The sequence below is a fragment of the Clostridium formicaceticum genome, assembly GCF_001854185.1.
Taxonomy (GTDB): domain Bacteria; phylum Bacillota; class Clostridia; order Peptostreptococcales; family Natronincolaceae; genus Andreesenella; species Andreesenella formicacetica.
Genome location: NZ_CP017603.1, coordinates 4,370,975 through 4,391,231 on the forward strand (window position 1 = coordinate 4,370,975; position 20,257 = coordinate 4,391,231).

Consider the following 20,257-nt stretch of genomic DNA (forward strand, 5'->3'; position numbering starts at 1 on the left):
ATATTAAATAGTTAAACAATTCAAGTAAAACAACTTGACATTTTTTAATAATATGAATTATAATAGTTCTATTAAACCAATGATGTGGAGATAACGTCGTAATAAGCACCTACAGAGAGCAGGGGATGGTGGAAACCTGCGGAGACGCTGTACGGCAAATGGACCACTGAGGGCGAGGTGAAAGATGAGTATTTATAAGGCGTATCCTTGTAAAGTCATCTAGTAGCCAAGACGTAGGTTGGCGTTAACAACAGAGAATGTGTTGGCATTTTCATGAAATTAGGGTTATTATGCTATTTACATAATAACTAGATTAAGGTGGCATTAGCAGATATGATCTGTCCTTAAGTAAAGGGCAGATTTTTTATTTTGCGAGAACTTTCTTAGTACAACACATCCCTCACTGGCAGCATATTTTATATAAACCTAATGAAAAGGAGAGAAAAAGCTATGAAAAAAATTTTATCATCTTTACTTGTAATGATCATGATATTAGGGGTGTTAACAGCTTGTTCAAGCAATACGGGTTCTTCTGGATCAGAAACATCCTCTGAAGCAAAAGTTTTTAAAATTGGTATTATTCAACCTATGGATCATCCTTCCTTAAATCAAATCCGCGAAACAATTATTTCAGAATTAGAGGTACTTGCATCAAATGATGAAATTAAGATTGAAATTGATTTTAAAAATGCCAATGGTGATATGAGCTTATTGCCTTCTATTATGCAGAATATGTTGAGTAGTGGTGTAGATATGCTTGTTCCGATTGGAACCGCTCCCGCTCAAGCTGCAAAGGCTTCTACGACGACTGTTCCTATTGTATTTTCTGCAGTCAGCAATCCAATAGAAGCAGGTATTGTCTCTGCTTTTGAAGAAACAACAGGCAATATTACCGGTGTTTCAAATTCAATTGCTATTGAAGATATTTTTGAACTGGCAAATGCATTAACGCCAGATGTAAAGGTATTCGGTTTTATCTATAACAGCAGTGAAATAAACTCTGCAACCGGCATCGACAGAGCAAAGGCTTATTGCGATGAACATGGTATAGCCTACAAAGAAGCTACCATCACAAGCACCGCTGATTTGCAGCAAGCTGCTACTTCTTTGGTTGGGTCAGTGGATGCCTTCTTCACACCAAATGATAATACAGTTGCTTCTGCAATGCCTACTTATCTTCAAGTTGCAATGGATGCAAACCTGCCTACTTATGTAGGAGCCGACTCTATGGTTATTGATGGAGGCTTGGCAACAGTAGGTATTGATTATACTGTGCTAGGAAAACAAACTGTTTTAATGATTTCTCGTATTCTTCAGGGCGAAACCATAGAAGAAAATCATGTTGAACAAATTGCCGAATATGCAAAAATGATTAATATCAATACAGCTGAGGAATTAGGCATAACTATTTCAGAAGAATTGATGCAAGAATTTGTTATTATTGGTGAGTAGGATTGCTTACCATCTAAGAAAGGAAGAAAAATATGACATTATTCATCGGCTCCATACAACTTGGACTCATCTATGCTATTATGGCATTGGGAATTTATATAACATTTCGTATTTTAAATGTACCAGACTTAACTGTTGATGGCAGCTTTTCACTTGGTATGGCCTGTGCTGCGGTAATCACCATAGCTGGCTATCCCTTCCTTGCCCTATTGTTTGCAATGATTGCTGGTGCATTAGCCGGTCTCACTACTGGTCTTTTGCAAACCAAATTAAGTATACACCCTATTCTGTCGGGTATTCTTGTTATGACAGGATTATACACAGTAAATCTAGGTATTATGGGAGGTAGGGCAAATCTATCTCTTGTGGGGAGTGAAACTCTCTTTATGAAGATGGAATCGATGATTGTTTCTCAAAGCGGCTTAGGAAGAACACTTCTAGCTTTACTGGTATGTATCGTTATCATAGGATTCCTCGCTATTGTTTTCAAAACAAGGTTTGGACTTGCCATTCGAGCAACGGGAGATAATGAGGAAATGGTTCGTTCCTCCTCTATCAACGCAAATACTTCGAAGTGTATTGGTTTATCTATGGGTAATGCCTGTGTGGCTTTATCTGGCGCTTTAATCTGCCAATACCAAATGTTTTCCGATGTAGGCTCTGGAAGTGGTATGGTGGTCATTGGACTAGCCTCTGTAATCATTGGAGAAGCTTTGTTTGGTAGACGCTCTGTTACCTTTGGTTTGATTTCTTCAGCAGTAGGCTCTATCATCTACAGAATTATTGTCGCCTTTGCTTTGAAAATTGATCTATTCCCTCCCTATGCTTTAAAATTAGTCTCTGCAACTATTGTAGCAATTGCTCTTTCTGTACCTTCTATAAAAGCAAACATAGAACAGAATAAAAAGAGAAGGGAGGCTGCAAACCGTTTGAATTAAAGTGGTTTGTGACAATATATGTTAGACTTAAAAAATGTTAGTAAAACTTTTTACCCCGGAACAGCAAATGAAAAGAGAGCTTTGAATTCATTAAATCTTCACTTGGATTCAGGTGACTTTGTTACCATCATTGGTTCCAATGGTGCTGGAAAATCTACATTATTTGGTGCTATTGCTGGAGCTTATTATATAGATAGCGGTGTCATTATGCTGGACAATAAAAACATCACTGGACTTGCCGATTATAAACGGGCATATGATATCGGAAGGCTTATGCAGGACCCGATGAAGGGTACTGCCCCCTCCATGACCATTGAAGAAAATTTAGCACTAGCCTACACGAGAAAAGCTAAGAAAAGCTTCTTTGCTTTGAATAAAAAAGATTCTTCTTATTTTAGGGAATTATTAACTACCTTAGATTTAGGTTTAGAAGACCGTATGAAAACAAAGGTAGGTCATTTGTCAGGAGGGCAAAGACAGGCGGTTACCCTCCTGATGTGTACTATTTCTTCACCAAAACTTTTACTTTTAGACGAACATACCGCTGCTCTTGATCCACTGACAGCACAAAAAATCCTAAAAATTACTACAGATATTATTGCTGAATCAAAAATAACCACCATGATGATTACCCACGATATACAGGCGGCACTTTCCTTTGGTAATCGTACGATTATGATGGATGCTGGTGAGATTATCTTAGATATCAAAGGGGAAAAACGAAGTAAAATGACGGTGGAGGAATTATTGCTCTACTACTCTAAAGAAAGAAAAAAACAGCTGGTAAATGATAGAATGTTATTAGCTTAATAAAAAAAGAGGGCCTCCCAAACAATTTTATTCTTTGGGAGGCTTTATTTTAGTTGTTATGACTTAGCTTCTTTTAGTATTTCTCTAGAAGGTATTTAAATTATTCTATAGAAATGATCTTACTTTTTCATTTCCGTATAAATAAGGATGGCATCTCTCAGAAATTCTGCTGTTCCCGGTTGTTCTTGATCATAATATGCAGTGAATCTTTCGTCATCTACATACATTTGTGCAACTCCAGCATGAGCTTCTTTGGTGTAGTTATCCCAAAAAAGGTTTAACCATTGGCGATGTAAATCCGCTGCCTTCTGAGCCAATTCACCTGCTGGATTTCCAGTTTTAAGAGCTGTATGAAGTGTTGCAATAATTTCTTCTCCTAATCTATTAGCTTCATCATACTCTTTTTTTACCATATTTTTCAGTTTATTGTTTGACCGATCCACAACCTTATCACCGTATTTTTCACGAATTTCTTTGCCATATTTCTTTTCATTGTCATTGATTAACTTTTGGTTAAAACCTTGAAATCTTTCTCTATTATCCATAGTAGTTCTCCCTTCTATTACCGCAATGGTTTTATTGACATTTGCAATTAACAAATCTAATTGCACTCTTTTCTCAAGCAGCTTTTCTCGATGTTCTCTCAATGCCTTTTCTCTGTCAAAAGAGGGTGTAGTTATAATATCTTTAATTTTTTCTAAATTCACACCTAGTTCTCTATAAAAAAGGATCTGTTGCAAGGCATCTACTTCTTTTTCACCATAAATACGATAACCTGATGAATTGATCCTTGCCGGCTTAAGGAGTCCAATCTCATCATAGTATCTCAATGTCCGTGTGCTGACACCTGCTATTTGAGATAACTTCTGTACTGTATATTCCATGTTTTCACCTCCTGATAAAATAACCATATACCTTCACGCTACGTTAATGTCAACAGGGATTTTAAATATTTTTGGAGAAACAGTAATCTTCTGTGTTGCTAAACGCATGCTAGAATTATCCTATTATCTACTTCTTTCACTTACCTCATCTAATTGGCCCATTATTTTTTGAAAGTATTCTCCAAATTCCTGACTCCAACGATTTCGAGGATAGGCTAGTTCTATATGATAGTCTCCTACAATTTCTCCAGGTCTTGGACTCATTAAAATAACTCTTGTACCTAAAAATATTGCTTCCTCTACACTATGGGTTACAAAGACGATGGTTCTCTTTTCTTGCAACCAAAACTCTATTAAATCTTTTTGCATTTGAAATCTTGTATAGGCATCTAAGGCCCCAAAGGGTTCATCCATGTAAAGTATTTTAGGAGAAGTTGCTATAGACCTTGCTATAGCCGCTCTTTGTTTCATACCACCGGATAACTCATGGGGAAAACTTTTTGTAAACTCTCCAAGACCAAACTTGTCCAGAATTTCGCTAGCAACTTTGTATCTATCCCTCTTAGGTACTTTTCTTAATTCTAACCCAAAAGCTACATTATCTATTATATTTTTCCAAGGCATTAACGAATACTCTTGAAAAACCATTCCCGCATCTAATATAGGTCCTCTTATGGTCTGACCCATAACTTTTACTTCACCTGTTGTAGGCTCTGTAATCCCTTCCATAAGTCTAAGTAAGGTTGATTTTCCCGAACCGCTAGGACCTAGCAAACAAACAAATTCCTGGGCTTCTATACTAAGGTTAATATCTCTTAATGCATAAACTTCCTTTTTCTTTTCTGTTAAAAAAATTTTGTTCAATCCTTTAACCTCTATCATTTTATTCATGCCCTACCTCCTACTTCTCTAACCTCTGCCAGCTAAAAAATTTCACTTCTATGATGTGAAATAGATTGTCAAAAATTCCACCAACCAAACTTATTGATATCATACCTGCTATCACAATATCCGTTCTTGCCAGGGTGTAGGCGTGGGTTATAAGATATCCTATGCCCGCTAAACTTCCTGGAAGCATTTCAGCAGATACAAGGCACATCCATGCCACACCAAGGCCTACCCTTAGTCCTGTTACTATAGAAGGTAAGGATGCTGGTAGAAGAACCTTTATAAGTATATCTATCTTTTTAGCGCCTAAAGTTAAAGCAGAATCTATCAGTGTATTCCTTACACTTTTCACACCATATATGCTATTTGTTAGTATAGGGAAAAAAGCCCCTATAAAAATGATAAATATCATGGAAAGCTTTATATTATTAAATAATATATATAGCTCTCCACCTTGAATATTAAACAAAGTAGCTAAACTTGCTACTCCAAACCAAGCTAATACCAATGGAACCCACGCTAATGGAGCAATAGGCCTAAAAAGACTTAAAAAAGGCATGAGAAATTTTTCAACCTTTTTAAAATATCCAATAAACATCCCCAAAGGGATTGCTACGATTGCAGCCACAGTATAGCCTATCCCTACCCTTAAAATGCTTATCCACGTATTTCTTACCAATGATCCTATGCTCAAAAGACTTTCATTAGGCTGCATAAGTATCTTAACTACATTATCTACTGAGGGTATGACAATAGGGTTTTCTATCCTTATAGAAAAAAGCTGCCAGCTAAATATAAACAAAAGCGGCAGTATTATTGGTGATACAAATTTCAAACCTTTATTCAAGAGAATCCCCCCAAGATATAATTCATATTTCTGTAATGCAGAATTAGCAGGGTATCCCCTGCTAATCTGTTTTTTGTTTTTAAACTATTTTTCATCTATAGACATCCAAGTTAAAAACTTAAGTTATACCTATAAATTTATACAGGGCAATTCATTGAAAATCCTATAAATAATTAAATGTATAACTTAAGTAATTAGGTTGGATATCTATATTTTATTTATAAATACAAACTCAAATATATCATCATGAATTTCTTCGTAGGCTTTATCACTAAATCTTCCATTAAAACTATCTGCATTTTTAAGTGTTTCATAAACAAGGCCTAGGTTGGTTATCCATGTCTCACTTGGATTGGTTGTATACTTTATAGCTGACATTCTAGCCGCTTCTATAGGCACACCTGTAAATTCTGAAGTTATTTTTGCTGCATCATCACTATGCTCATCAGCATAATTAGCCGCTACAGTCATTAGCTTTGTAAAATATTCTACTGCCTCTGGATATTCATCTATCGCTTTTTGAGTAGCTCCTGCTACACAACAAGGAAAGTCATACCATTTTCCTTCAGGAGGCATATGCTTCATATCCAGAATGACTTTACCTACATTTTCTGTAACAGCCAATTCAGGATACGGTGATGGTCCCACCCAAGCATCTACTTGCTTGCTGGTTAAGGCAGGTATTAAGTTGTTTGTCCCCTTAAGGTCTACAAGCATAATATTTACACTTAAATCCTCTGGATTTTTTGTATAGCTTAGTCCTGCTTCCCTTATGGCTGCTTCAAATAATATAAGAGGTGCACTAGTTGGAGAGTGATATCCTACCTTTATAGGCTCCTCACTGTCCTTTGCAAGCTTAGCAAATTCTTCCCAGTTGTTTACTTCAACATCTTTAGCCATTACAAGACCAATTCCCTCTGTATGTACAGGACAAAGCATCTTTACTTCAGCACCTTGATCAACAGCAGATATAAATGCAGCACTAGATGCTAAAGCTAAATCAATATGCCCTTGCGTCATCATCGTAATAGTTTCTGCTCCATTTTTATTAACAATTATATCTAAATTGGCTACAGGAGTTTCTTCCCTCATCAATACATATTTTTCACGATTTATTATCTCCTTTAAATAAATACCTTCTTCTTTAAACGCCTCACCCTTACTAGCAGCTACCATCAAAGGTGTTTGATGATTTGTAAATATGTATCCTACCTTTAAGCTTGGTATGTCTATATTGGCCTTATTACTGTCAATATCATTAGAACTACATCCACTAAAAATTGCAAAAAAAATAATAATTCCAAGTATGAAAAAAATCATGTTTTTCTTCATTTTTACACATCCTTTTCCTTATTTTATAAAATACTCAAGAAACATATAACATCTTTTACATTATATAGCAGCTTTTTGTTGCTGTCTAATTGATAAAACCAATACATCTCTATTGGTTAATTAATTTTGTCTATTGCAAATACTTGGTTCTTACATACAAAAAACAAAGCCCTACATCAATAGGACTTTATTAGCACAATAACATTAACTGTTTTTTGCAACAAACAAAACTTAAACTTTTAAAAACTTATAACAGTAAATCTATATTTATTGCCCCTTATATCCATTTGGATATCCTTGATGCCATTTCCAAGCACTACCAATAATTTCTTCTAGGGAAGCATACTTAGGCTTCTATCCCAGTTCTTTTATAGTTTTTTTAGATAAACTTTTTCAAGCCGGCTGCCTAGTCTACTAACCAACTCATTGGTAATCGTTCCAGCTTGTCCAGCCACTTCTCCTGCGGTGATTTTTTCTTTGCCTTCTTGCCCTATCATTGTAACGATATCCCCTTGTTCTACATTTGGGATATTGGTAACATCAATGGTTAATTGATCCATACAGATTCTACCTATAATTGGTACCTTTACACCTCTTAAAAGAACATGCCCACGAATAAGATTTCTAGGAATACCGTCTGCATAGCCAAGGGTGACGGTGGCAATTTTCATTGGAGTATTGGCTACAAATTGTCGTCCATACCCTATCGTTTCAGAAGCTTTGAGGGTTTTTATGATAGAAATTCTGGCTTTAATAGAAAGTACTGGACGAAGTTTCGCTTTTGCTTTTGTTTCATCCATCTCATTACTCAACAGACCATACAGGGCAATGCCCAGTCGTGCATAATTACAAGAGATCTCTGGATAGTTCAATACGCCATAACTACTTTGAATATGAAGTTTCAGTGAAGAATAGCCTAATCCCTTTAAGTAGTCTACTACCTTATAAAAATTTTCAACCTGCTGTATAGTAAATGCTACATCCTTTCTTATCTGGCTATCAGCTACACATAAATGCGTATACATTCCTTCAATAACTAAATTTGGCAATTGAAATATTTTTGTGATTTCATCTATATGGTGAAAATTTTCACCTAAACGATTCATACCAGTATCAATTTTAATATGAACTTTGATTTTTTTCCCATATTGATTCAAAACAGTAGCATAATGATAATCTATAACCGTTTGGGTTAGATCATACTTTATCACTCTATTTATTTCTTCTGGATAGATATAACCTAAGATTAAAATACATCCCTTTATCCCATTTTTGCGGAGACGAATTCCTTCCTCTAATGATGCCACTGCAAAGGCATTGACCCCCATGGTCTGCAATTCATAAGCAATTTGAATATCCCCATGCCCATAAGCATTTGCTTTAACCACCGCCATGACTTGGCATCCTTTTGGCAGCACATCTTTTAACTGTAAGAAATTATGCTTCAAATTTGATAAATCAATTTCTAGCCAAGCTCTTCCTTTTTGATCCAGGTTTTTTCTCTCTTTATTCCATATAAAGTTGAAGATCATAGAAGTAAAAACTGACAAAAGTGTAACCAATGTAAAATGGAGTATGCTGTTATCTATGAAGAAAGCCTCCGTTTTTGTTAATCTAGCGAAACCTCTAATCAAAACAATACACCATGGATGGATTATATATACTAACATAGCAATAGTACGTAGCGATTTATGGCTACTACCTTTCCACAGAAGAAGCATTTGAAAAAGAAAGTACATGGATGGCAGCAACGCTATATACATACTATCATGTTTAGGGGCTGAAAAGTGGTGTATCAATAACCCTTCTACCATTAAAATTGATAAAGAGAGCAAGAGACCCACCATACTGGTTTTAAAGGAATGTCTTTGAGGAATTTTAGAGAATAATGCCCCTAAAAACAAATAAATAGGAGAAAAAAACAAACCATTTCTTGTATAGTCAAAGAAAAAAAACAAAATGTCATAGAAATTTCTTAAAAAAGGAATTTCATTAGCTATGCCATAGTAACTGTCACCAAACACACCTATCAAATAAAGTAACAGTGCTATAATTATTGCAGTGTGCATTTTACAGTATTTTAATAAAAGAAGAAACACCCCAACCCCTATGATAATAGCAGGAAAATACCACAGATGATAAAAAGTTCCGTTGAAAAAAATATTCTTTAAAATGAATGCCCCTGCATATTTTCCACTAAAATGCCCTGCATAAAAGTTTAGAGGTAGGTATAGTAAAATTGACACACCATAAAGCTTTACTATTTTTAGCAAGAAGCTTTTATAGGAAAAGCTCCCTTCATCATAAGAGGCAAAAATAAAAAATCCTGTTGTCATAAAGAAAAAGGGGACAGCAACACGCCCTATTACCCTGGTCAAAATCAAATCCGCCTCTGTGTTTACAGATAATAAGGGAAAGGTATGAATGGCAATTACTAAAATAGCTGCAATAAAACGAAAGTAATCAATCCCTTTATACGCTCTGTCTTTCATCATTTTCACCCCATACAGTAATAATTCCACCATCTACGTTATTGCCGGATATCTGCCACATACCATTAGGCTCTTGAACCGTAACAGAGTTTTCCTCTATAAGATTTACATAAGATACCTGAATTTCTCGTCCTTTTTCTTGAAATAATAATGGGTTTTTGTTATAAATATGATTTCTAAGAAGGTCTATATATTCTTCCAAGGTAAGCTTCAAGTTCTCTATGATTTTAGAATGGGGATAACCCACATATCGAAAATGCCATGGCTCTTGTCCAATACCTGTAATAGCTTCTTTCCCCTTTTGATACCGCTCAATAAAACCAAAATCTGCTGCCTTCTCTCTAAATTTCTGGCAGATTCCGTGGTAAGGAAAATCAGGACAAATGAAGTCAATATCCTGTTTTTTTTCTGCCACATCTATAGCAAATCCTGTCTGATGCTCACTGCAATTAGGTAATGCTACATACTTGAGGGTAAATGCCTCGCCATTTTCCCTCATGGAATTTTGAAAGATTTCTTGCTGCTCCTGTAAAGAACGATAGCCGCTGATGGGAACAATACTGTCTTCAGCTTTGCAGGCCTTAATTAATTGAGATAACATGACAGCAGAGCGTAGTTCTAAAAAAATATCTTCATGAGATTCATCTACAGGGACAAATCGATGGTTCTTGGTGATCACCTCCTCATGAATAGGATATTGTTGATTTACAAGGATAAGATGTCCTTTATATATTTTTTTTCTAGTAAGTTCTATTGTTTTCATCTTCTGTCACCAATCCTATCAGTTGATCTATTATTTCTTCGAAGGCAAGTCCAGTGTGAGAAAGCATGCTAGGATACCGGCTATGGGAGGTAAACCCAGGAATTGTGTTGATTTCATTAAAAAAGATTTCCCCCTTAGGTGTTAAGAACATGTCCACCCTGGCAAGTCCTCTACATTCTAAGGCACGATATAGGGTTGCCGCCGTCTCTTTCATTTCCTTTGTTTTTTTAGAGCTAATTCTTGCAGGAATATGAATTTTTGAGGTTTCCAAAGTGTACTTTTCTTTATAATCAAAGAAACCTTTTTGAAGCTCAATTTCATCTAATGCTCCCATAATTAACTCTCCATTTCCTAAGACAGCACAACCCACTTCAAAGCCCTCCACCGCCTCCTCAATAACTACCTTATCATCATAGGTAAAAGCCAGTTGAAGGGCATCTATTAACTGATCTTTGTTGATGATTTTTGTAATACCAAAAGAAGATCCCGCCTTTGCAGGCTTTACAAAAAGAGGATATTTCAGTTGCTCTGTTTCTTTTAGCTTCTGCTGAAAGTCATCATATTTTCTAACTACAAGGAACGGAGCTACCTTTACCCCAGCCCCCTGTGCTACTAAATGAGCAAGTCCTTTGTCCATGCAAAGGGCAGAAGAAAGCGTGTTACAGCCCACAAAAGGGATACCTGCTAGCTCTAGTAATCCTTGTAGGGTACCATCTTCACCATTTTTTCCATGTATTATAGGAAACACTACATCAATATGCACTCGTTCTACCTTATCGTCACAGAACTCTATAATTCCTTGTACTTCTCTGCTTGGAGAAATCATAGCTGAAACGCAACTTTCATCAGTGAACCATGTATCATTTTTAATTTTCTCTAAGCTTCCTCTATAACGGAACCATGTACCCTGTCTGGTAATTCCAATCAAAATCGCTTCATATTTATCTTTGTTTAAGTGACTAATCAATGCATAAGCCGATTGCAGAGATACTGAATATTCTGTAGAACATCCTCCAAATAAAACTGCTACTTTTTTCTTCATTATATTTCCTCCCCTTATTTAATAAATATTTTCTCAGCTATTTCATAGCTTGTTTGAAATAAAAAAACACCATCTATCTCGATAATCCTATTTTATCGAAACAAATGATGCTCTTTATCCGTTTTTACCTATAAAAGTCTTTAGATTTTCTAACAAACTTCTTAAGATTTTCTTACGAAGGGTTAGGGATGAAAATCTCAAAGGCGATCATTTCATTTTCACTAGAGGCTGTAATTCTTCCTCCATGAAGTTCAATAATTTCTTTGGCTATGGCTAGACCGAGACCTGATCCACCATTTTCAGTAGTTCTAGCAGCGTCTAACCGATAGAATTGTTCAAATATGTGGTTTAGCTTATGCTCAGGAATGGTATCTCCCTGATTACAGAACTTTAAAATGACTTCTTGATCTCTTGAAATTGCTGTTATTAGAATTTCAGTGTTTTGATAGCTATAGCTGATAGCATTTCGAATCAAATTATCGAAGACCCGCTCTAGTTTTTTCACATCTCCTCGAAGAAAAATATCCTTCTCTGCCTTCAAGGAACAGTTTAGACCTTTTGGCTTCAATAAAGGCTGGAATTCATAGGTAATCTGTTCTAACATTCTCGTTAAATTAAATTTAGCAGGCTCTAAAGTTAAGTCCTTCAAATTAAATCTAGTAATTTCAAAAAACTCGTTGATAAGAGCTTCTAATCTCTCGGATTTTTCTAAAGAGATGGATAAGTACTTTTCTCTTAATTCCTGAGAGATTTGCCCTTCATCCCGCAATAGGGTTAAATAACCGATGATGGAGGTAAGAGGGGTTTTTAAATCATGGGCTAAGTAGACAACCAAATCATTTTTTCTTTGTTCCGCCTCTTTTGCCAATTGCTGATTTCTCATTATATTATATTTTATTTGATTTAATCTTTCTTCAACATCCTTCAATCCGTTAGGTAATTGAATCAAATCCGTATCATTTTCAAATAAGTCATCAATTGCTTTTGTCATTTTATCTACATACCCTATAGTCTTGTTCCAAAAATATAAGGTAATCAATAAAAATACTATGCCCCAAACCAATAAAAATAAATAAAGTCTAAAACTATCCGCAAATTTGAATAAACGGTACCAAAACCCCCAAGGATAATACCACACAATTACTCGATGGCCCACATAAATGCCTATAAAAAATAACAATGCCAGTCCAATGGTAAATAAAACTACTGTAGAGAAAAATTGTGCTAATAGACGCAGGGTTAGCTTAGTTTTAACCCCTGTTATATCAATCTTTTTCAATCTGATAGCCTACCCCCCATACGGTTTTGATGAATTTTGGCTTTCTTGGAGGCTCCTTCATCTTCTCCCTTATCCTTCCGATATGAGCCATGACAGTATTATTATTGTCTAAATACTTTGCTCCCCATACTTCTTCAAAAAGCTCCTCGGAAGAAACCACCTTACCTCTATTTTCACATAAATACCAAAGAATTGAAAATTCAATAGGTGTTAGAGATAGAGGCTTTCCATAAAGGCTGCACTTATGCGTATCTTTATTAATGATCAGCCCAGAAAAATCAAATTCATTGGTATTTTGAACAATTTTTGCTTTATTAACATCCAAAGCATTATAGTGTGTATATCTTCTTAGTTGGGCCTTTACCCTTGCCACCATTTCTAGTGGATTAAAGGGCTTTGTTATATAGTCATCTGCCCCAATGGTAAGTCCTGTAATTTTATCAATATTTTCTACTTTAGCAGTCAACATAATGACAGGATAATGATGTCTTTCCCTGATCTTTTGACAAATAGAAAATCCATCTATATCAGGAAGCATCACATCTAAGACAGCTAAATCCAATTTCATAGAGTCGATACACTCCATTGCTTTTTTTCCTGTGTAAAATTTGTAAACATTATATCCTTCGTTTTTAAGATATAATTCTACCAAATCAGCGATTTCTTTTTCATCATCTACAACTAATATATTTGTTTCCATAACTTTACCTCTGTTTTTTTCTTTTTCCCAGTATTCTATAATATTTGCTGCCAAATATCCAGATAAATTCTTTTTGATCCATGCTCTTTATAGTTAGGTATATTCCCCAATCTCCAAAGAGAAATACTTTGTAGAGCAAACATTTTTGCTAGGTCTATTTTTGCCTTTTTACGATCTCTAGTTTTGTTACTATAGTATTATATTAGCCTCAGTATCAGTATTAAATAGAATATCACTCTCTGCAAATACCATTAACTGCGTGGAAACATTGTTCTCCTTTATATCTCCATGTATATCCATTATATATGGAGGTATAAAGTAAATATTTACTTATACCTTACATGTATAGGTTTTGATTGTCAAGAATAAATCAATAAATCCTTGTAACTCAGTTTTTTGCTTATATACACTAAATCTGTTTCTGTTACAATTCCTACCAAAATACCTTCACTGTTAAGAACATGTAAGCAGTTGACATCAACAGATACCAATACTTTTATTGCTTCATAAATACTGTTATCTTCATTAATAAAAATAACATCCTTCGTCATGATATCCTTTGCTGTTAGATTCATAGTATCTCCCCCCCAAAAAAAAAGTTGCAATTTGTTTTTTATGAGAAGTTTCATATATTATATATACCACATCATTTCATATATAATCATTTAGCTCAACTATTCTAAGGATTTTATAATGATTTTACTTTTTCATTCCCGTATAAATAAGGATAGCATCTCTCAAAAATTCTGCTGTTCCAGGTTGTTCTTTATCGTAAAATGCTGTGAATCTTTCATCATCTACATACATTTGTGCAACTCCTGCATGGGCTTCTTTGGTGTAGTTATTCCAATACAAACTTAACCATTGGCGATGTAAATCTGCTGCCTTCTGTGCCAGTTCACCTGCTGGATTTCCAGTTTTAAGAGCTGTATGAAGTGTTGCAATAATTTCTTCTCCTAATCTATTGGCTTCATCATACTCTTCTTTTTCCATATTTTTCAGTTTATTGTTTGACCGATCAACAACTTCATCACCGTATTTTTCACGGATTTCTTTGCCATATTTCTTTTCATTGTCATTGATTAACTTTTGTTTAAAACCTTGAAATTTTTCTCTATTATCCATAGTAGTTCTCCCTTCTATTACCGCAATGGTTTTATTGACATTCGCAATTAACAAATCTAATTGCACTCTTTTCTCAAGCAGCTTTTCTCGATGTTCTCTCAATGCCTTTTCTCTGTCAAAAGAGGGTGTGGTTATAATATCTTTAATCTTCTCTAAGTTCATATCCAGTTCTCTGTAAAAAAGGATTTGCTGCAAGGTATCCACTTCTTTTTCACCATAAATGCGATACCCTGATGAATTGATCCTTGCCGGCTTAAGGAGCCCAATCTCATCATAGTATCTCAATGTCCGCGTGCTGACACCTGCTATTTGAGCTAACTTCTGTACTGTATATTCCATGTTTTCACCTCCTGATATAATAACTATATACCTTTACGTTGCGTTAATGTCAACAGGGGCATACACTATTTTTTAAAAGGATTGAATCTGCTTATAAAAGTCTAAACCTTTCTTTATTATTAGGTATAATTTATATAACAATTTTTTACCTATAAAAAGTTATGCATAGATCATAAAATTTACCCTAAGATGACCGTAGAGGAATTATTGCTATGCTACGCTATAGTATAAAAAATCATGATCGTCACTGCCTGCACATACACTTTCTAAGTATTCGTTATTGTTTTCCCTTCTTCAAAATCACCTCCATTATTTTTATTGGCCATTATTTCTTCTGATGTTGAAATTGTATATAATTAACACAAAAAACCTGCCGTACAAAAAACGGCAGGTTTTTTTATATGCACCTCAAAGGAAATGTATACAGAAACTTTTTTACTCCATTCCTGCTTTTAGCGCTTCACTCATGGAAACTTCATTCACCTTCTTTGCACACAACAGCTTGCTTAGCTGATAGGTTAACATGATGACCACGAAGCATACAGCCACATAAAGGGGACTAATAATGGTTGGCAGCACTAAATTAATCATATTGCCAAGATAGCCGTACATTGCACCCATCGACGCCGCCATAATAGGAATGCTGATCATAAATCCAGCCACTATAACAAAGGTAGAGCTGTTTAATATCATGGACTTGATCTCCCGACGGCGGTAGCCAAATACCTTGAAAAGCGATATGGTGTTTCTATTTTCCTCAATAATCAACGAAGTTACAAGATAGAGGATAATCAAGGCCACGATACTGGAAACAATAGTCATCAATGCTACCATGGAAATCATCTGCCCCAAAAATTCATCCATGGCATCCGATGCCTCACTTAGGGACTTGGTTCCTGAAAGCTCTTCATCAGGAATATCAAGCTTATTTATGCTAAAAAGCCCCATATAGCTATTTTCTGGAAGTCCCAGTTTTATGTTAAACTCATCTATTGGCATGAAGATAAACTGCTCGACTTTTGAGTCGGCGACAGCGTCAATATGAAAGGTGTAGGCTTTCCCATCCGCTTTGTTTATGAAGGTTACGGCGTCCCCGACCTTAATTCCTAATCGGTTAGCCAAAGGCTTTGTAATGTTAGTTTGGTTATTAGGAAGGGGATTTCCCTTGCTATCCTTCAACGTCACAATCGTCGAATCTGGCTCTATCCCAGTTATATAAAACTCAATTCCCTCATTATTGTCGGGATAAAACTTTCCTGCATTGAAGGCCTCTGCCCCTTCTGGTGCCTCATCGTATTGTATATCCTTAAAGGCGTATTCATACTCAAACTGGTATACGTCTGAGGCGGTGTTGAATACATGATTCATGGAGTTCATAATGGTAAAACCAAAGAGCATTAGGACAGAGGCACTGGTAACACCCAGGAAGAGAAACACAAGCCGCGAAATGCTTCTAAACTGCTGCCGCAGCTTGAATTTGGTGCTGAATTTAAACCTTTCCAGTTTAAAGGCCCGCTCCAGGGCGTTAACCTTGGTTTTTTGCTTGTCCCCCTTCATAAGTTCCGCTGGAGAACGCTTCAGCTCTGAACGTATTACCAGATAGCTGCTGAGGCCCAAAAATAGCGTCGGGGTCAGTATTCCAATCAAGACATTCAAAACACTCAGTTTAATGTTTATGACGGGAACATTATAATATGAAACCATAGCTATAACTATTGGCTTGATAGAGGGTAGTGCCAACAGGCTTCCGATCACTCCACCTGCAAAAGCCAGCAGTAGAGGAAGGGTCATATAATGGCGCATTAATTCACGCCTACGGTAGCCTTGGGCGTAGAGGGTCCCAATAATCACCGATTCATAGCGAATCATACGCCAGATCATGATGCCGATAATTAAGCAGCACAATAGAAACATGGCCGCCGGCAACGGTACGCTCATGGTTTTCATACCGGTTATGGAGGCCCAAACCATTCTTGCCCGTTTGTTGTTCATAATGTCAATCCAGTCGGAGACAATTATACCTTCTGCCCGTAAACCCTCCCGTAATTCCACCGCCTGTCTATTAAAGCTCTGGGTTCTGTCATGAAACCTGACGGAATAAATACTAGCAGCATTATCTATATCCGCAAATTCCTCTCGATTTATGACCGCCACACCGAAATCATTGGGGGAATACAGTATATCGTACACGTTCTTTAGCGGATAGATATAGTGGGGCAGGGACACAAAGCCAACCACAGCGAAGGTTTTACCTGCCGCTTCTATTTGGCTGCCTATAGGATAGCCGTTGGCTTCGGCAAAGGCAGGGTCAAGTAGAATCTCCCCCGAACCTAAAAGCCCTCGTCCCTCTATAGCAGCCGGGATGTTCAGTCTTTCTGTTTCACTGAGGAGCCGCAGGGTAAGGGTGTCGGACAGTTCAGCGTCAAAGCTCATATACTCCTCGATGATAGCGTCAAACTCTTTCTCTAATGCTGCCCTATCAGAAATAGCTCTATCAGTTGAAAAGGACAGATCTTCCTGCTTATGCTCCTCTGTAAAGGTTGTGACCAGGTTAGCGAGATTCTGAGAAAGCCCCGCCGCCACAATAAAGGTATAGCTTCCAAGGATAATCAGCATAAGAACGCCAATATATCTCAATAGATTTCCTTTCAACATCCGAAAAACTCTCTTGTTTAAAGCCATCACCACTCAATCCTTTCTGCAGGAACTGTCATCTGATTAACCTCTGCTTCTACGATTTCTCCGCTTCTAACTTTAAATACTCTGTTGGCCATAGCGGCTATTGCAGCATTGTGGGTTATCATCAAAATGGTTGTTCCGTATTTTTTGTTCACCTGCTGGAGAAGCTGTAGGATGCTTCGAGAAGTTAAAAAGTCAAGGGCCCCGGTTGGTTCGTCGCAAAGCAGCAGCTTTGGATTCTTGACAATCGCCCTGGCAATGGAGACTCTTTGTTGCTCACCACCGCTTAGTTCCCTGGGAAAGCGGTGTTTTTTATCCAGCATTCCCACTGCTTCTAAAACCTCGTCAATGTTGAGAGGTGATTTGCTGATATTGGAGACTACTTCTATGTTTTCTCCGACTGTAAGGTTGGAAACCAGGTTATAGAACTGGAAGACGAAACCAATGTCCTCACGTCTATACTCCGTCAACTGATCATCATTTAGATTATTTATCTCCACCCCATCAACAATGACCTTGCCACTGTCACCCCGATCGATTCCCCCGAGGATATTCATCAGTGTGGATTTTCCTGAGCCGGAGGGCCCTAGAATAACACCGATTTCCCCCTTTCCTAAATTCATTCCGATGCCCTTCAAAACTTCAGTTTTAACCACCCCAGTTGTATAGCTCTTCTTTAAACTTGAAACATCAATAAACATATTAATCTCCCCCCTTCCATCTTGATTATTTATAAAGCAGCTTGCGAAGTAACTCTAAATATTCTTCAAATTCCTTCATTAATTTCTCATAGTTAGCTTCATAGTTTTCCAAGTCATCCCCATACGCCAGTAAACTGTCTGAAAAGCCATGCATTGTCCACATAATAATGTTTTGGGCCTTGTCTTTATCAATATCATCCCTAAACATTGATTTATCAGATTTCGTTAAAATTTCCTGTAGAAGTGTTCTATTAGAATTAGGTATGTCCTTAGGCAATCCCTCAGGAAAAACCTCATTAAGAACAAAAACCGCCTTCCCTATAAATCCATACATGATTGGATACTGTAATGTCATTTCCAGCGCAAGCTTAGATACCTCCCAAACATTTTTTAGAAAATCCCTACTGCTTAGAATTACCTTAGAATATTTGTTGTTGATAATTTCAGCAGAATACTTCAGCAAAAATAGAAACAATCCCCTTTTTGAGCCAAAATAGTGAAAGATTAAGCCCTTAGATATACCCGCTTCTTTAACTATTTCATCCATATTTGCTAAGTGGTATCCTTTATTAAACTCCTTCAATGCTGCTGCGATAACCCGTTCACGTTTCTCTTCTTCCATTGTCATAATTTTATGGTCTTTAATTTCATATTCACATATAAATTCAGCATCTTTTTTCTTTCGCACCATTGAAACACCTCCAGTTTTATACTGCATTGACTTTAAAGTCAATGGATAGTTATAGTATAGTGGTTATTGACTTAAAAGTCAATAGTACCTCAAATTTTATAAATAATTTTATATTAGTATAAGCTTACTCATCAAAAATTTATATCTAATAATTAAATACATAAGATAAATAGTGAACTCGTCCAGCTAAAGCTGAACATCGAGGAATCAGATGGAGACTCTACTCCACCTGATTCAAAGCCCACTTATAGAAGCGGGGGTCTTAACCCAGTAAAGTATTTGATAATAAGATAAAAAAAACGACTAAGATAAAAAATCTCAGTCGATTTATCGAGCAAACATGCTTTCAAGAATTCATTATTTATCAATGTTCTGTCTCAATCTTCAAAATAATCTCCGTCAATTTTACTAGTCATTATTTCTCCTGATGTTGAAAAGGTTACTTGATTTTCGGTATCAGCAAACCTGCAAGCACATATAAAGCACCACTTAAAACCAGAACTTTCTTTTCCCTCATATTTTACCACCTTTCTGCGAATTTTCTTTCTAACCTTCCAGGTACCGGAATACCTCTGCTGCTTATCTCAATCAATAATAGACCCTGCTATGGAGTTTTTCCTAATGCATTAGCAGCAGCTTCCCATCATTGATTCCCCAGACCTCATCTGCAATAGATGTCACCTTTCTGGAGTGAGTGACGATGATGACACATTTACCCTCATCATGGGCAAGAGAGGTTAAAATCTTTAGAACATCGGCTTCGGTATCCCGATCCAGGTTCCCTGTTGGTTCGTCGGCAATAATGACATCTGGATTGTGGCACAATGCACGGGCAATACCTACCCGCTGCTGCTCTCCACCGGAAAGCTTCAATATTTTTCGACCTGCCTTCTCCCTGTCTATCCCCACCTTTTCTAAAAGCCCATAAGCAAAGGTCTTTTTATCCTTCACCTTGCTTCCACTGATGTTCATAGAAAGAATGATATTTTCTACTGCAGTGGCGTTCGTAAGCAAATTAAAGCTTTGAAAAATAACACCGATACTTTTAGCCCTATAATCGTCACGGTTGAGGGCTTTCAGACTGGTACTCTCATACAATATCTCTCCCTTTACACAAACGTCAAGTCCAGAGATTAAAGATAGTAGAGTAGATTTTCCTGCACCAGATTTTCCAACAATGGTATATACTTTTCCTCTATCAAATGCTGCATTGATGTTTTTGAGGACAAATTTTTTCGTTCCTTCATATTGATAAGATATATCTTTTACTACTAAAACACTCATTTTAAATACCT

The 20,257-nt window shown here is 36.5% G+C and carries 18 protein-coding genes; 3 read left to right on the forward strand and 15 right to left on the reverse strand.

Going from position 1 to position 20,257, the window contains the following annotated elements; translation table 11 throughout:
- The first annotated feature begins 450 nt into the window (after positions 1-450).
- From BJL90_RS20365 to BJL90_RS20375, 3 genes are read left to right on the forward strand one after another with little or no spacing between them, the layout of a single operon-like run.
- Positions 451-1,452, forward strand: coding sequence for an ABC transporter substrate-binding protein (locus BJL90_RS20365; RefSeq protein WP_070972542.1), 1,002 nt, complete (start codon positions 451-453; stop codon positions 1,450-1,452).
- Positions 1,453-1,484: 32 nt separating this feature from the next.
- On the forward strand, positions 1,485-2,390 hold the full coding sequence (locus BJL90_RS20370) for an ABC transporter permease (RefSeq protein WP_070972544.1): 906 nt from the start codon (positions 1,485-1,487) through the stop codon (positions 2,388-2,390).
- 18 nt (positions 2,391-2,408) lie between these two features.
- Positions 2,409-3,200, forward strand: coding sequence for an ABC transporter ATP-binding protein (locus tag BJL90_RS20375; protein ID WP_070972545.1), 792 nt, complete (start codon positions 2,409-2,411; stop codon positions 3,198-3,200).
- A 119-nt stretch (positions 3,201-3,319) separates the two neighbouring features.
- Here the strand turns inward: BJL90_RS20375 and BJL90_RS20380 are convergent, their stop codons facing one another.
- The 15 genes from BJL90_RS20380 to BJL90_RS20450 form a co-directional block, all read right to left on the reverse strand.
- On the reverse strand, positions 3,320-4,084 hold the full coding sequence (locus tag BJL90_RS20380) for a MerR family transcriptional regulator (RefSeq protein WP_070972547.1): 765 nt from the start codon (positions 4,082-4,084) through the stop codon (positions 3,320-3,322).
- A 123-nt stretch (positions 4,085-4,207) separates the two neighbouring features.
- Positions 4,208-4,975 (reverse strand): ABC transporter ATP-binding protein, encoded by a 768-nt coding sequence (locus tag BJL90_RS20385; protein WP_205684253.1) that lies wholly within the window; start codon positions 4,973-4,975, stop codon positions 4,208-4,210.
- A gap of 10 nt (positions 4,976-4,985) precedes the next feature.
- A complete protein-coding gene (locus BJL90_RS20390) occupies positions 4,986-5,819 on the reverse strand; it encodes an ABC transporter permease (RefSeq protein WP_205684254.1) in 834 nt (277 codons plus the stop codon).
- A 207-nt stretch (positions 5,820-6,026) separates the two neighbouring features.
- On the reverse strand, positions 6,027-7,151 hold the full coding sequence (locus BJL90_RS20395) for an ABC transporter substrate-binding protein (RefSeq protein WP_070972551.1): 1,125 nt from the start codon (positions 7,149-7,151) through the stop codon (positions 6,027-6,029).
- A gap of 368 nt (positions 7,152-7,519) precedes the next feature.
- A complete protein-coding gene (gene vanT / locus BJL90_RS20400) occupies positions 7,520-9,643 on the reverse strand; it encodes a serine racemase VanT catalytic subunit (protein WP_236904973.1) in 2,124 nt (707 codons plus the stop codon).
- A complete protein-coding gene (locus BJL90_RS20405; RefSeq protein ID WP_070972554.1) occupies positions 9,624-10,406 on the reverse strand; it encodes a M15 family metallopeptidase in 783 nt (260 codons plus the stop codon). Before BJL90_RS20405 ends, vanT begins: the two co-directional genes overlap by 20 nt.
- Positions 10,384-11,451 carry a D-alanine--D-serine ligase VanG gene (vanG, locus tag BJL90_RS20410; RefSeq protein WP_070972556.1) on the reverse strand — a complete coding sequence of 356 codons (1,068 nt, stop codon included), beginning with the start codon at positions 11,449-11,451 and terminating at the stop codon, positions 10,384-10,386. The genes BJL90_RS20405 and vanG overlap by 23 nt, the downstream gene beginning before the upstream one ends.
- Positions 11,452-11,620: 169 nt before the next feature.
- Positions 11,621-12,727: a vancomycin resistance histidine kinase VanS gene (gene vanS, locus BJL90_RS20415; RefSeq protein ID WP_070972558.1), complete on the reverse strand. Its 1,107-nt coding sequence runs from the start codon at positions 12,725-12,727 to the stop codon at positions 11,621-11,623.
- Complete coding sequence (gene vanR, locus BJL90_RS20420; RefSeq protein WP_070973462.1) at positions 12,714-13,427, reverse strand: VanR-ABDEGLN family response regulator transcription factor; 714 nt, start codon at positions 13,425-13,427, stop codon at positions 12,714-12,716. Before vanR ends, vanS begins: the two co-directional genes overlap by 14 nt.
- 359 nt (positions 13,428-13,786) lie before the next feature.
- Positions 13,787-14,002 carry a CBS domain-containing protein gene (locus tag BJL90_RS20425; RefSeq protein WP_070972560.1) on the reverse strand — a complete coding sequence of 72 codons (216 nt, stop codon included), beginning with the start codon at positions 14,000-14,002 and terminating at the stop codon, positions 13,787-13,789.
- Between the two features lie 124 nt (positions 14,003-14,126).
- Positions 14,127-14,891: a MerR family transcriptional regulator gene (locus BJL90_RS20430; protein ID WP_070972562.1), complete on the reverse strand. Its 765-nt coding sequence runs from the start codon at positions 14,889-14,891 to the stop codon at positions 14,127-14,129.
- A gap of 435 nt (positions 14,892-15,326) precedes the next feature.
- Positions 15,327-17,546, reverse strand: a complete 2,220-nt coding sequence (locus BJL90_RS20435) for an ABC transporter permease (protein WP_236904974.1) — start codon at positions 17,544-17,546, stop codon at positions 15,327-15,329.
- Positions 17,547-17,572: 26 nt separating this feature from the next.
- Positions 17,573-18,271, reverse strand: a complete 699-nt coding sequence (locus BJL90_RS20440; RefSeq protein ID WP_070972566.1) for an ABC transporter ATP-binding protein — start codon at positions 18,269-18,271, stop codon at positions 17,573-17,575.
- Between the two features lie 25 nt (positions 18,272-18,296).
- The gene (locus tag BJL90_RS20445) at positions 18,297-18,962 is read right to left on the reverse strand and encodes a TetR/AcrR family transcriptional regulator (RefSeq protein ID WP_070972568.1); all 666 of its coding nucleotides are present in this window, start codon (positions 18,960-18,962) and stop codon (positions 18,297-18,299) included.
- A gap of 618 nt (positions 18,963-19,580) precedes the next feature.
- A complete protein-coding gene (locus tag BJL90_RS20450; RefSeq protein ID WP_070972570.1) occupies positions 19,581-20,246 on the reverse strand; it encodes an ABC transporter ATP-binding protein in 666 nt (221 codons plus the stop codon).
- Positions 20,247-20,257: the final 11 nt, after the last annotated feature.

What these genes read in the sequence shown, in the direction of transcription:
- BJL90_RS20365 (WP_070972542.1), top strand. Translation starts at nt 451, where the DNA reads ATGAAAAAAATTTTATCATCTTTACTTGTAATGATCATGATATTAGGG.
- BJL90_RS20370 (WP_070972544.1), top strand. Translation starts at nt 1,485, where the DNA reads ATGACATTATTCATCGGCTCCATACAACTTGGACTCATCTATGCTATT.
- BJL90_RS20375 (WP_070972545.1), top strand. Translation starts at nt 2,409, where the DNA reads ATGTTAGACTTAAAAAATGTTAGTAAAACTTTTTACCCCGGAACAGCA.
- BJL90_RS20380 (WP_070972547.1), bottom strand. Translation starts at nt 4,084, where the DNA reads ATGGAATATACAGTACAGAAGTTATCTCAAATAGCAGGTGTCAGCACA.
- BJL90_RS20385 (WP_205684253.1), bottom strand. Translation starts at nt 4,975, where the DNA reads ATGAATAAAATGATAGAGGTTAAAGGATTGAACAAAATTTTTTTAACA.
- BJL90_RS20395 (WP_070972551.1), bottom strand. Translation starts at nt 7,151, where the DNA reads ATGAAGAAAAACATGATTTTTTTCATACTTGGAATTATTATTTTTTTT.
- vanT (WP_236904973.1), bottom strand. Translation starts at nt 9,643, where the DNA reads ATGAAAGACAGAGCGTATAAAGGGATTGATTACTTTCGTTTTATTGCA.
- BJL90_RS20405 (WP_070972554.1), bottom strand. Translation starts at nt 10,406, where the DNA reads ATGAAAACAATAGAACTTACTAGAAAAAAAATATATAAAGGACATCTT.
- vanR (WP_070973462.1), bottom strand. Translation starts at nt 13,427, where the DNA reads ATGGAAACAAATATATTAGTTGTAGATGATGAAAAAGAAATCGCTGAT.
- BJL90_RS20425 (WP_070972560.1), bottom strand. Translation starts at nt 14,002, where the DNA reads ATGAATCTAACAGCAAAGGATATCATGACGAAGGATGTTATTTTTATT.
- BJL90_RS20430 (WP_070972562.1), bottom strand. Translation starts at nt 14,891, where the DNA reads ATGGAATATACAGTACAGAAGTTAGCTCAAATAGCAGGTGTCAGCACG.
- BJL90_RS20435 (WP_236904974.1), bottom strand. Translation starts at nt 17,546, where the DNA reads ATGTTGAAAGGAAATCTATTGAGATATATTGGCGTTCTTATGCTGATT.
- BJL90_RS20440 (WP_070972566.1), bottom strand. Translation starts at nt 18,271, where the DNA reads ATGTTTATTGATGTTTCAAGTTTAAAGAAGAGCTATACAACTGGGGTG.
- BJL90_RS20445 (WP_070972568.1), bottom strand. Translation starts at nt 18,962, where the DNA reads ATGGTGCGAAAGAAAAAAGATGCTGAATTTATATGTGAATATGAAATT.
- BJL90_RS20450 (WP_070972570.1), bottom strand. Translation starts at nt 20,246, where the DNA reads ATGAGTGTTTTAGTAGTAAAAGATATATCTTATCAATATGAAGGAACG.